Source organism: Chitinophaga lutea (assembly GCF_003813775.1).
GTDB classification, from domain to species: Bacteria; Bacteroidota; Bacteroidia; order Chitinophagales; family Chitinophagaceae; genus Chitinophaga; species Chitinophaga lutea.
Genome location: NZ_RPDH01000001.1, coordinates 743,707 through 757,012 on the forward strand (window position 1 = coordinate 743,707; position 13,306 = coordinate 757,012).

General features: G+C 52.5%; 8 protein-coding genes. All 8 read right to left on the reverse strand.

All coding sequences use genetic code 11. The features are described 5' to 3' along the window. Positions 1 to 16: 16 nt before the first annotated feature. The 8 genes from EGT74_RS02880 to EGT74_RS02915 all read right to left on the reverse strand — a co-directional run bounded on the left by EGT74_RS02880 (position 17) and on the right by EGT74_RS02915 (position 13,300). Positions 17 to 2,986 carry a SusC/RagA family TonB-linked outer membrane protein gene (locus EGT74_RS02880; protein ID WP_158617974.1) on the reverse strand — a complete coding sequence of 990 codons (2,970 nt, stop codon included), beginning with the start codon at positions 2,984 to 2,986 and terminating at the stop codon, positions 17 to 19. A 783-nt stretch (positions 2,987 to 3,769) separates the two neighbouring features. After that, on the reverse strand, positions 3,770 to 4,177 hold the full coding sequence (locus EGT74_RS02885) for a VOC family protein (RefSeq protein ID WP_123845032.1): 408 nt from the start codon (positions 4,175 to 4,177) through the stop codon (positions 3,770 to 3,772). 89 nt (positions 4,178 to 4,266) lie between these two features. Beyond that, positions 4,267 to 4,845 carry a Crp/Fnr family transcriptional regulator gene (locus tag EGT74_RS02890; RefSeq protein WP_123845033.1) on the reverse strand — a complete coding sequence of 193 codons (579 nt, stop codon included), beginning with the start codon at positions 4,843 to 4,845 and terminating at the stop codon, positions 4,267 to 4,269. 169 nt (positions 4,846 to 5,014) lie between these two features. Next, complete coding sequence (locus EGT74_RS02895; RefSeq protein ID WP_123845034.1) at positions 5,015 to 5,986, reverse strand: phytanoyl-CoA dioxygenase family protein; 972 nt, start codon at positions 5,984 to 5,986, stop codon at positions 5,015 to 5,017. Between the two features lie 29 nt (positions 5,987 to 6,015). Beyond that, on the reverse strand, positions 6,016 to 8,643 hold the full coding sequence (locus EGT74_RS02900; protein ID WP_158617975.1) for a glycoside hydrolase family 38 N-terminal domain-containing protein: 2,628 nt from the start codon (positions 8,641 to 8,643) through the stop codon (positions 6,016 to 6,018). A gap of 228 nt (positions 8,644 to 8,871) precedes the next feature. Then, complete coding sequence (locus EGT74_RS02905) at positions 8,872 to 10,812, reverse strand: right-handed parallel beta-helix repeat-containing protein (protein ID WP_123845036.1); 1,941 nt, start codon at positions 10,810 to 10,812, stop codon at positions 8,872 to 8,874. Between the two features lie 101 nt (positions 10,813 to 10,913). After that, positions 10,914 to 11,747 carry a sugar phosphate isomerase/epimerase family protein gene (locus tag EGT74_RS02910; RefSeq protein WP_220392798.1) on the reverse strand — a complete coding sequence of 278 codons (834 nt, stop codon included), beginning with the start codon at positions 11,745 to 11,747 and terminating at the stop codon, positions 10,914 to 10,916. A gap of 176 nt (positions 11,748 to 11,923) precedes the next feature. Beyond that, positions 11,924 to 13,300, reverse strand: a complete 1,377-nt coding sequence (locus EGT74_RS02915) for a sugar porter family MFS transporter (RefSeq protein ID WP_123845037.1) — start codon at positions 13,298 to 13,300, stop codon at positions 11,924 to 11,926. Positions 13,301 to 13,306 lie beyond the last annotated feature (6 nt).

The window sequence follows — 13,306 nt, forward strand, 5'->3', positions numbered from 1 at the left end:
CTGATATGCTTTGTGTTTATAAATCCAGTTTCAGGCCTACGATCACCGTTTTCGGGATGGGCATGGCAAACCCGTTGTCGTACCCGTTGTAGGTGGTCAGCTCCGGGTCGCGGCCAGTGTATTTGGTGATGGTCAGCAGGTTGGTGCCCGACACATAGAAGTAGCAGCGGGTAATGCCGGCTTTTTTCTTCTTCAGCCATGCTGTGCCGGCCACATCATAGCCGATAGTCACGGAGCGCAGTTTGAGGAAAGAGGCGTCTTCGAGGAAGAGGTCCTGGTCGAGGCGATAAGGGATCACCTGGCTCCAGGGATTGTATACGGGATACGCCTTCATGTCTTTCGGCTTCTCCCAGAACGTGATCTCCTTCACGGAGTTGATATCGTAAGTGCCTTCACGGTTGATGAAATCGTAGCGCGCCGCTGCTTCTTCATTCACCGCCTTCTGCCCGAGAGCAAAATAGAGGTTGAATTCAACGTTGAGGTGACCGTACTGCAGGTTGCTCCCGAAACCGCCGGTTACCGGTGGCATGAAGTTTCCTTTCAGCACTTTGTCGTCGTCGTTAATGGTATAGTCGCCATTATTATCGCGCCACGCCGGGTCGCCGCCTTTGAAAGCGATGCCCTTGTAAGTAACAGGCGCATCTTTGGCGGGATTCTTCGGCACGTCCGCATCGGTAGCATAAATGCCGTTGTTCTCCAGTACCCAGAAGCGGTCGATCGCCTCGCCCACTACCAGTTTCCGGTTGCCGCTCACAAATTGCGATGCGCCGCCGGGCAATGCTTTCAGCGAATTCCTGTTGTACGACACCTGCAGGGAAGGCGTCCATTGCCAGGGGCCTTTTTTGATCACGTCCGCCGCGGCCATCAGTTCGATGCCTTTGTTATTCACGTCGAGGCCGTTGCGGTAGGCGAACTTATAACCAGTTTCGGCCACCACCGGCATGGGCAGCAGCATGTTTTTGTCGTTTTTGGAATAAACGTCGAGCGAAAGGCGCAGGCGGTTATTGTATACTGCCAGGTCGGTTCCGAGGTTCGCGATGTCGGTATACCCCCATGCAATATCGTTGCCCACCCATCCGGAGGAGTACGGCCTGCTGATGCCGGGGAAAGCGTTGTAAGATGCGGCGTTCTCATGCCCCGTCCAGCCCAGATCCACTTTATATTGCGGCCCTACGGCATACCGGTCGTCCGTCAGCAAACGGCCCATTCTTCCCCACGATGCGCGGAGTTTCCAGGCATTGATGCGGCCGTTATCCGCCGCCAGCTGTTTCTTCAGGTTCCAGTCAAACGCTACAGTCGGCGTAAACAGCCAGCGCGCATGAGCCGGCATGTACGACGAGCCGTCGTTGCGCAGCAAAACGTTCACCGAAAACAGGTCGTGGTGACGGTAGGTGAAGTTGCCGTACAGGGAAAACAGGCGATGCTTCTGCCCGTCAAGAAAACGGTAGATCAGCTGGTTGCCGTACGAGAGCGGGTTGAGATAGTTCTCGCTCTGCGAGTTCGGCTCCACGATGTTCATCTTCACCCGGTCGCTGGGGCCTTTGTAGCCACGGGAATACTCATAGCGGTAAAGCTCGGACTGGAACGACTGCCCTGCTTCCACATCCAGCCACTTTTCGCCGCCCAGCTGAAAGCTGTAGCCGGCAGAATTTTCAATACCCACGCGCTGGTTGTTTCCGAAGTAGTTGGAGATGTAGTTGTTACCATCCATTAACGACGAGTGCCAGAATATATCACGCAGGCTTTCGTTGTAATCATACAACAGTCGCGAAGTGATTTTCAGGCGCTGGAATTTTGCGCTCAACGCAAAAATCCCCTGCACGGAATTCATGTGATTTTTGTCGAACGACTTATTAAAGGAGTATAAGTATTTGTTGTAACCATCCAGGCCGGGCGTGAGCGGAGCCGTAACGTCGGGGATGTAGGCTGCTTCCGCAAAGCGGCTGCGGAGTGTTTTCACCGGAACGCGGTCCATACGGCTGGCGTTGATCATGGTAGAGGCCATCAGCCAGGGCAAAGGCGCCATGTTCACGAGGAAGGAGGCATTGTACTTGTCCATCCGCGAATCGCCGGCGATGCCGTTGCTTTGCGTTTTATCCCCGTAAAACCGGAAGTTGGCGCGTTCGGTACCGCCGGAAATGCTGGCGTTGATGTTGTGCACGGTAGCGTTCTGGTAATATGCATCACTCCAGTTGGCGGGGCCGTAATACAGCATGTTGGAAGAATCGCGCAGGTAGGCGGGATAACTCAGTGAATCCGCGGCGGTCGCATATTTCAGATAGAACTGACGGCGGAAACCGTTTTCATATTGTGCATTGGTTGTGAACACCGGATCATGCATCGCCAGGCCATAATAACTGTTGATGCTGATTTTCCGTTTGCCGGACACGGCGTTTTTCGTGATGATGTTGATCACCCCGTTCGCGCCGCGCGGGCCGAAGATGGCCGCGGTAGCCGCATCCTTGCCAACCTGTATTTCACGGATGTTGTCGGGATTGATGATGGAAAGCAGGTTGATGCCGGGGCCCAGCCTCGTGAAATCATAAGGCTGTACGTCGAACACCAGGGTATTGTCCTGCAACAGCGGGATGCCGTTCAGGTACACCGTCGGCTGCACCTGGTAAACGTCTTTACGTTGCAGCAGCGGGTTGGAAAGGCCGCGGATGAACATAAACTGCTCCGTACCGGGCTCGCCGGTGGATTCCTGTGCGTATACGCCTCTAAGATTGCCTTTCACCATTTGCTGAAGATTCACAAAAGGCACGAGGGCCGTTTTTTTCACGGGCAGGGTGTCGGTAGTGCGCAGCAGACGCCCGTAGCGGCCATCGTCGTTGTGGTGCGATATTTCGATCGCAGGCGCATCCGGTTTCACCGCTTCCTGAGCATAAGCCCGGTTTGCCGTGTGCAGCAGGGACAGTGCCGCCAGGAGGGAAAAAGATACACGTCCCCCTACCCCAGGCCATCGCATGGAATGCTTATCTTTCATAGTATGCCAGAATGTTTTAAATGTTAGTGCCGGAGCTGTGGCCCCCGGCATTGTTTATTCGGAGAACGGAAGCGTGAAAGGAGCTTTCCGGGCACAGGAAGCCCGGAAAGCACAATAAAGAGTAGCCTTCGTTCGATACGACGAATATTTGTTGCAAAAATTCAGCAGGCCCGCATGCGGACAAGCTTTTTTTGACAGACTTGTAGTGATGGTGATTACAACTGATTTACCCGATGGAATAATGCTTATTCACAAGAGCGACTCCTGCCTGGTGGAACAAACATAACAATGCCTTACTGTACGGGAAATCCTGTAGTCATACAACAACAATAAAAAGCGATTCGTTACAAAAATGATTCTGGTTTATCAGCCGGGATGTTGGGTCAGGGTGTATTTCATTTGCTCAATTTCCGGGATATTTTAGGCTCCTAATTTTCCATACATCCCCGTGCTGTTTGTAAGCACAAGATAGTATGCTAATGAGTGAAGCCGTTAGCAACATTTTTAAATGTGACACTTCATCGACAATATCTGATATGCGATTTTAAAAGTCATGTTAACAAGTGAACGGAATACCCGTTTTTTCGTTCAAATGACCCGGATTTTTTGATCATCGCGTAGTGTAGGAAGTACGCATAAGGTTATTAAAGGCTTATCGCCATGACTTTTCTATGACAGATGACATAAAACACCAACGGCCGTTAATATGGGGCTTTCTACAATTAACTAAAGCAGGCAGCGGTAATAAAGCTTATTACTGCTGCCTGCCCTGTGCCGCTTTTCTTACTGGTTTGGGAGCTGGGAAGCGTCGAGATAGGCGATTTCCCATTGATGCCCGTCGAGGTCGGCGAAGCCGTGCTGGTACATCCAACCATGATCTTGCGCCTCATTGTAGATCACAGCCCCCAGCTCCGCTGCTTTTTTTACCAGGTCGCGGACCGCGTCCTTGGACTCGGCGTCGATGGTAATTAACACCTCTGTTGCCGTTTTGGCGTCGCAGAGCTGCTTTTTGGTAAACGTCTGGAAGTAACTGTCAACCAGGAGCATCGCGAAAATGTTTTCGCTGATCACCATACATCCGGCCTTTTCGTCGGTAAATTGAGGATTAAAGGAAAAACCGAGCTGGGTGAAGAAGTGAATGGATTGTTCGAGATTCTTTACGGGGAGGTTCAGAAAAATTTTAGTTGCCATCTTTGTAAGTTTTTGTTGTGAATGATGACACAAAGATGAGGCAGCCGATTTCCTTAAACTTTTACATATGTTGAGAAAACGGAAAAAAGTTACTTGTTGGCAAAAAATATCCTGCTCAACTGCGTGGGGGTAACGCCCAGGTATGAAGCGATGTGGTGCTTTTTGAGCCTTTTTTCCAGGTTGGGATACTTCCGGAGGAAGTCGTCGTACCTTTTAGCGGCTGTTTCGGCTCTCAGGATGATTTCCAGGGGCTCCTTTTCCACAATCCAGTGCCGGTCATTATAATGAATATAAAACTGTGCAATGTCCGGGTGAGAAGCGAATAATTTTCTGAACTCAAAAAAATCATACTCCAGCACGGTCGTATCTTCAATGGCGGCTATGTAGAACACACTCGGCTTACCCGACAACATGGCGCCCATGGAGCCGGCCATTCTTTCCTCCGGAAAAAAATACTTGATGACCACCTCGCCGCTGTCTGCAATATAATTCTGGGAAAAAAGCCCTTTTACCACAAATCCGACTTTCCTGGGATGTTGTCCTTCAGATACAAAGTTGTCGCCCTTTTTGTACGTTTTCTCCTGAAGAAGGTTCGTCCAGGCCAATTCAGCCGCGGCGGAAATGTCGTAGTAGGTCCGGATTTTCCTGAAGAATTGATCGGTGTTCATTTGTACGGTTCGTTAAGTTAAACGGACTGCGCTCTATTATCGCAGGTAATTCAAACTCAAGTTACCAAGAAAAATCAAAGCCCGCTGATAAAGATCAGCAGGCGTTTGCTTTCCACATATTCTTAAAATCCATCTACTGTTAGTTGTGTCGGGATTCCGGAACATGCTGTTATTCCACATTGTACAAACATGCAGGGTCAATTCTGGGTATTTCGTTGATCAGGGCCCCCAGCTCCCTGTCGCCCTCGAATAAAAGCGGGAAAAAACGGCTGTCCAGCACCTGGTCCTGTTCCATGGCCGGAAAATTGTGCAGCGCGTCCAGCCGTTCGTAGTTGGCGCTGTTGCCAAGCGTACCGTCTGCCATTGCATTCAGCACCACCGCTCTCCTCGGCCTTTCGGAATAGTTGGCGTACGACCCGTGAATCGTCAGCGGATGATGGAAACTGGCATATCCCTTCGGCAGTTCGTTGGGTATCTTTTTCTCAAAAATCGCAAACTGCTCGTCTGTCAATACCTCTTTTATGGCGGTCATATCCCCCGTCAAACCCGTGATCGGGAGCAGGCCCCATTTATGGCTGTGCGGCACATAATAAAGGCAGCCGTTTTCGGTGGTAGCATCGTCCAGCCCAATCCAGCACGTAAGGTGGTGCATCGGCTTCGTAAAAGTCCAGTACGAAAAATCCTGGTGCCAGGCCACTACGCCGCCATGCAGGGCGGGCTTGCAAAACAGCTGATCATGGAAAAGCCGGAACGGATGCCCCAGTAACTGGTAAGTGGCCATCCGGTATGCGGGCGACCAGATCAGGTCGTGAAAACCAGGGGTTACCCGCCAGCCGCCAATGGCGTGAAACAGTACCTTGCCCGGGTCTTCCGCCTCGTTGCTTTCATAGTGATAAAACAATTTGCGGTCTTCTTCATTCACGGATTGCAGTTTCACGAGCTCCTCATTCAGGATGCCGACCTGCTCTTCCGTCAATATCTGAATACCGTTAATGAACCCGTGCTCCCGGAAAGCAGCCACCTGGTGTTCGGTCAGCATATATTTTTCCCATTCCGCCGCGGTTTTCGGCTGTTCGAACATATCGGCGATCGGGCTGCTGTAATGAGACAGATCGCGAACTGGTTGAAAAGACTGATTCATACATGCAATTTTTAACAATCGGGCGCGCTTTATTCCAGTATAAAACTGGCCGGCCCGAATTGCCGGATGGAACAATTGAGTTTTCCGTTGATGATTTTTACCGGTTTGCCGGCGGTTTCGCCACGAAGGCTTACGGGCGTGGCTTTGCTGAACGTTTGCCCTTTTGGCAGCGTGACCGTCAGTTCCCCGGCGTTACCCGCCTGTTCCCACAAGCGTAGCAATGTACCTTTGTTGCCATCCGGATCTGCACCGAAGGCTGTAACCAGCACACCCTTCCGAGAAACGGTGATGCCGGCCTGCCGCGAAGGCAGCTTCTTCCCCTGTCCGCCGGCAGCAACCGCCATCAGCGGCACCCTGGCTTCCCATGACTTCACAGCGAGGTTCTCCGCGGTTTTTTCGCCGGGGTTTATGCCCCAGATACGCACGCGCTCACTCCACGACCCTTCCGTCCAGTAGGGGAAATTCGTATTCCACATGTTGTTGTACAGGTTCACAAATACAGCAGGCTGTTTGGGGAAATAATCGTAGTCGTATTTCCAGAGGCCCGGCTCGCCGAAACTGAGCAACGGTGCGTCGATGGCGCAAATCCCGATGCCGGCTCCACCCGCCTCCACCAGGGAAGCTCCCGTCTGTACCCCGTACAGATATCTGTTACCGCCTACGATCTGATCCTTCGCCAGGTCCATCGCTCCACCCAGACGCCCAACGGTATATTGAGGCTGCCGGACGTTTAAGGGGAAACAAAGCCAGCCCCCTTCGGGCACCGTATTGGGCACCTTATCTTTTATAGACCATTCCACATCCACATAGGGGAAAGCCGCCGGGAATGTGTATTCGATCGAAACCGACCCGGCCACAGGCGCTGCCTGCTCCGTCACAAGCGTCACCTTGTCGGCCATCGCGGAACGTTCCATTTTTATTGTCCAGCTACTAAGCGTGGTGGCCAGGTAGGTAATATCCTTCGGCATGTTGGGCTTTGCGCCGGCGCCATGATTATTCCTCGTATAATTCCTGTCATGGTAATCCATCGTCTGGGCATAGCTGAATCTTTCATGGAGGAACTGGCCCAATGCATACGCTGATTGCTGATCAACGAGCTCCCTTCCCGTAGATTTTTCAATCAGCGACACGATGCCGCCTTTCCGAGTATCGAATTTCGCCGTAAAGTATTTGGTCTGTAGTACAGCCGTACCGGCATCGAGAGGCGAAAAGGCAGACGCGGTTTTCTTGATGACGGCGTAGCCATTGGCAGGGATGTTTTCCGCCACCATTTTTTCGCCGTTCAAATCCACCACCCCGCTGCGCGCCCATGGCAATGCATTATACACTACCACGTCTCCCGAATTCGCCTTTACGTTACCGGCCAGCAGTTTCAATCTCGACTGCAGTCCCGTAGTAGTGATGCTGTCTGTGATCTCGATATATCTTGCCTTGTCTTTAAAACTCGATTCGAACTTTTCATAAAAACCCGCTTTCCTGGCTTTGACAAATTCGTCGTTGTACTTATATCTCACCTCGGCCGGCGGATTAGTTTTACCGTCCGCCGAAAACGCTCCGTATCCGGGCGTAAGGGCGCCGAAAGTATGCTCGCTGAAAAGGAGGCTGTTTTCATACGCCTTTGCCAGTGGGGCCGCCAATGAAGACGGCACCAGCCCCCATCCTTTCAGCTGTGTATTTAATACGTCGAGCGCCGGTATCAATGGGCGTACATTACGGGCCGTTTTCGATTCTACGGGCATCGCCATCACACCGTGTATCCACGGGTCCACCATATCACCCCGAACGACGGGTACTTCCGGGTTTTCTTTCAATAAGGCGGCCGCATATTCCTCGAGGTCTGAAAAATGCAGCTTCACGCCTTTCATACCGGCCAGCTGTTTTTTCACGTCTTCGATTTCTTTGGGAGAAGGGGGACCGTCATTGTCGTGCGTCATGATAACGGCGAGGTAATTTTTAGAAGGCCAGTTTTCGGGAGGCTTAACGCCGGATCCGTAGTGCGGTGTATAATTACAAAGCACCCGTGAGCCATCGGGGCCTTCCCACCAGAAAAGCTGCGGAACGGCCACCGGGCGTACAGTATAATTACAGCCGATCTGGATGAATTTGATACCGGCATGATGCAACAGGGACGGCAGCAGCCAGCTGTGCGCCGGCACATCGGTCATCTTCGCCGCCACCGGCAATTTGTGACCGTACTCGCGGGCGATCTGTGAAGAAAAAATCAATCCCCGCACGTAGTCTTCCGGTTCCATCACATCCGATTCCATCGTCGCCGGCAGCGCATGAACGCTGATCGTTCCGTCCCGGAGCGCCTGCTCCACTTTGCGTTTCCTGTCCGGCGTCTGCAACGGGCCGAGAATAGCGCCTTTCATCGGCCAGCCAGCGATGGTCCATTTAAATCTTTCATTCACCGGCTTTTGTTTGTCGGCGTCTATTAAACGGACGGCATTGTCCATCATATCTTCCCGGTACTTTTTCAGCACCGCCTCCACGGGCATGGTGTAACCGATGTCGCAGTGCGTTTTAAACACCACCCAGATGTCCGTGACCTCCGGTGCCGTTTTCCCCGGCAACAGATTGGAAGGTGCCGCCGGTACGGGTATCGGTGATACGGGGTTGTTCTGTGCCGAAACCTGCAAAGAAAGTAGCAGCAGCATTGCCGGAAGAGCCTTTCCGGCCAGGATGGCCGCCGGATAACGATAGGGTATCGGCAAGACAGGCGGTGCATAAAAGCATCGCCTTATCTGTGTCGCTAAACCATCCATTGTCCGTTTGATTTTGTGAGTACGCATAAATATTTTTTTGTCTGATATTGATGATGCGAGGTAAATACCGGCAATTCCCGCCGTTGACGGCCGGGATATTGGCACGGGTGTGTATCGATGTTATTTTACTTTTATCTCCAGCTTACCGCTACGCTTTATCTCAAACGGCCCCGGTGATGGATTGGCGGTATTACGCCGGCTCCCGGAATAATCCGTATCTATTTTCAGCGATGTACCGTCACTATTCCCGAACGGTAATGCCGGAACAATAGCCGGGCGCAGCGATTGTGTAGTCACCAGTTTCCGGGGCTGTTCCGTCAGCCAGTTTTTGTCAAGATTTATTTCGAGATAAATCCCATCGTTGCGGGTGATCAAACGGGCTGCGGCATCAAAACCGGTTTTCACCAAAGCCTGCAGTTCCGTGGCTGCCTGCTCCTTGTATTGCTTCATTTTTTCCTTTCCGCCCGCGTTCATCTCCCCCAACCGCTGCGTCCTATCGGCATTGACGGCCCTGACGGCTCCCTTTGTGTACACGTTCCCGGTAAATGTTACGGGGAGTAAGGCTTTGCTATATTCACCTGCATCTCCCCTGTTCACGAACAGGTTGTTGACGAACTGGATGTCGCCGCCGGGATTGTCGTGCAGGCCCGCCAGCTCGGTGGCATGAGCGCGGTGATAAGGCGTTAACCGGCTGTCGTAGCTGATCACCCTTATTTTCCCGCCGATCATATTATGCACGATGGCCGCCCCGCCTGAATTCATCAGGAAGCTGGTTTTGGACAACAGGATATTGTTGCTCACGAGCATCGGGCCATGATTCACTTCCAGGAAGATATCCTCGTCGTTATCGTGCATGAGGTTATTGTTTACCTGGGCGCCCTGTGCCATCCAGTCGAGCCAGATACCGAAGTTGCTGCGGTAGATGTGGTTATTGCGAATCTGGACGTCTACCGCGCCATGGAACTTGATGGCCGCCTGCTCCGCCCCGCTGAACAAGCGGCGGATGTAGATATCGTGAATGGTGTTGCCTTCCACGATGCTGTAGGCGCAGCCCATGCTCCCCACGATGCCGGTCTGTTCACAATGGCTGATGGTATTGTTGCGAACAAGATGCCCGCCGATGGTGCTTTTGTTCCAGCCGAACGCCAATGCCCTTTTGATGGTACCCACATAACCTTCCGCGGACTCGGTTTGATTATTATCATGCGCATCGCCGTATTTGCCCAGCGAAATACCGACACATTTTGAGTACCGCACTGTATTATCTTCGATGATCCAGCCACGGCTCCAGTGTGTTCCGATGAGCCCCATCTGCTCCGCTGTGGGAGGCGCCCAGTTGGTAGCCGCCTGCTCCATCGTAAACCCGCGAACAGTGATAAAATTCATGAAGGGTTTATCCGGGTAAAAAACGGTGGGGCGGACATTCACCTCCACCAGTTCCCTGTTCGGGTCAATATTTTTGAACTGCGCCCAAATGGTGGTACTGTCCGCGTCTACCGCCGCCCACCAGAGCGGATTCTTTGCATCGGCGGGGCGCAGCGCTTCTTCTTTCTTAGCCGCCTCCATCAGCCAGTCGCCGTTCAGGTATACAGCGCCTCTCAGGTATTTCCTGTCTTTCGGCGTGGGCCAGAACCAGTCGCCGTGAATGTATTCCTTATAGGGATTAAACTTTCCGAAGAAACTGTTGGCGATGCTGACCACCCAGGTATCCTCATTCAGCCGTTGCCAGCCTTTCACAACTTCGGAGCCTTTCACCACTACTTTCTCTCCACGGGCCGCCTGGTACACAATCCGCTCCTGCCCGCTGTTCCCGCCTCTCGGCGGCGTGATTGCCTCGCGGTAAATGCCCCCATGTACGGTGATCACGTCCCCCGGCATCGCTTTATGGGCGGCCGCCATGATCGTTTTCAAAGGACGGGAGGATGTGCCGTCATTGTTATCATCACCGTTCACCGATACATGATATTCCACATACGGCCGCTGACGGCCATCGGCCGGCCTGTTTTGTGCAACAGAACAAACGCTGCTTAATACCAATAAGCCACAAAAGAAATTTTTCATTATTTATATTTCGAGATTGCTGTCTAATGTCAACCGTAATACCGCATCTTTCGCCAATTGGATTTACAGTCCGCCGGCGGGACCGAGCTCATTGTATCACCCTACCGGCATCGTTGTTTCAACAGGTGCATCATATGGATATTGATGTCCCATTGGCTGGCCAGCGGTTCCCGGGTGTATGGCATAGCCGGCATATACGGCAGGGGACCGAATTCAGGCGTAACGGTCATTGTGGATGCCCCCCTTTCCCGGTGATGTTCCAGAATGGCATCCCACCAGCGCAGATGTGCGTTCAGCTGCCGCTCCCATTCCGGCGAGCGTGGATCGTTTACCTGCGGCGCTTCTTCGTGCCCTACCCGGGCATGTACATGAATAGCCCGCCGGCAGGCCAGCGCGAGCGCATCGGCCTGATCTTCGAGCAAACTTTCGGCAACCGTGCACCAGTGCGAAAAATCGGCGGTGATGGACAGTTGAGGAACCTGCTCCAGTATCGATTGTGTATTATGTGCGGAGAACAGGGCTTTATTGCGGTGTGTTTCGTGGGCGACCGGGATACCGTACTCTGCCGATAGTTTCTCCGCCAGATCGAACAACGCTTTGTTCTGATCAAAAGAATAATAGTCCTTCCCGGTTTGCGAATCGATCTTCACCGGTTTTGCTTCCATGAGGTTGCGCAGGTGCTTTTCGTAGGCGGCGATATGTTGTTGGAAATCTTTTTCGAAAGACTGGTAGTATTGGCCCACCAGGAGCAGGTCATACCTGGACAAGGCATTCATCATGGCCTCTTTCTCCCTTTCATCGTCAGGTACAGGCGCTTCAATCCCGTCATATCCCGCATCTTTTACCTTTCTGCAAAAAGCGTCATACGTTTCGTGCTCCTGCCCCCACCGGGGGCAAAAGAATTGCACGGTCAATTTGAGTAGCTGTTCTGTCATCTCGTAGAATTTACACGTGGGCGGCAATAACCGGCCGTTCATCTTTCATAAATCTGTTCATCCGGCGCCCGGCACTGCCAACAACTGTCCATCGCCGGTTCGTTCAGCGGGCAGCACTACAAAGACGCTTAATCCCGTTATTCAAAATATTTTTCCGGTATATCAGGGATGTATTTTCAGGTTAGCATTTTTTCTATCTCCTCCAGGCTTTTCCCTTTTGTTTCCATCAGTTTGCTCTTAGCGTATAAAAACGACAGGAAACAGAAAAACGCGAACACAAAAAAGGTCACAGCAATGCCCAGCCCGTCGCGCATGATGGGAAACAGGAGGTTGACCAGCCAGTCGGCCACCCACATGGTCATGATACAAATCGACAATGCCGTGCCCCTGATATGCGTCGGGAATATTTCCGTGGAAATGACGAATTTCAATGGCCCCAGCGAAAGCGCGAAAAACAGCAGGAAAAGAATGATGCTGCCGAGCATAAGCCATCCGGTGATGTCAGTTAAAAAACAAAAGCCGGTCAGTGCCAACGCCAGCGCCGAGAAAAGGGAACCGTAGAGGTACAGCGGGCGGCGGCCCCAGCTGTCCACTTTCAGAATGGCGATAAATGTGAAGAGTGTATTCGCCACGCCCAATATGACCTGGTAAAACAGGGCATCACTGGTAACGATACCGGCCGATTTCATGATGGTGGGTCCGTAAAAGATAACGCCGTTGATGCCGCTGAGCTGCGACAGTGCGGTGAGTATCATGGCCAGCGCGAGTAATTTCTTCAGCGGGTGACGCATCAGGTCCGCCAGACCGCCTTTCTGCTGGGCAGCCGCTTCCTGTATGGCTTTCAATTCCACAACGGCGTTTTCTTCACCCGATACTTTCCGCAGCACCTCCATCGCTTCATCCGTTCTCCCGTACCGGACAAGCCATCTGGGGCTTTCCGGCACAATGAGAAGTAATGATGTAAAAGCCAAAGCCGGGATAACACCAACCAGGAACATGCCGCGCCACGCATCCGTTACAAACAGCTGGAACCATATGCCGCTTTCGGCGCCGGTATATGCCGCCGCATGCTTCAGGATAAAATAGTTGCTCAGGTAGGCGCACAGGATGCCCACGGTAATGGCGAGCTGGTAATAGGTAACAAGCGCTCCCCTTTTCCGCCCCGGGGCAACTTCGGAAATGTACAGCGGCGACACGTTGGATGCCACGCCAACCGCAACCCCTGCCAACACACGGAAGAAAATCAGCACCGCATAGGATGTGGAGAATGCAAAGCCCACCGCACTTACCAGAAAAAGCACCGCGGCGATGAACAATACCTTCCTTCTACCGATCTTATCGCTGAGATAGCCCGAGAAAGCCACACCGGCAATGCAACCCAGCAAGGCACAGGATACAAACAGGCCTTCCTGCGACGACGACAGCCCGTACTGGAGCTTCACCGGTTCGATGATCCCGCTTACCACGGCCATATCGAAACCGAAAAGAAAACCTCCCAGCGCAGCGATAAGCGTAATGAGAGCGATGAACCTGTTTGTTTTTACTTGCGTCATAAATTG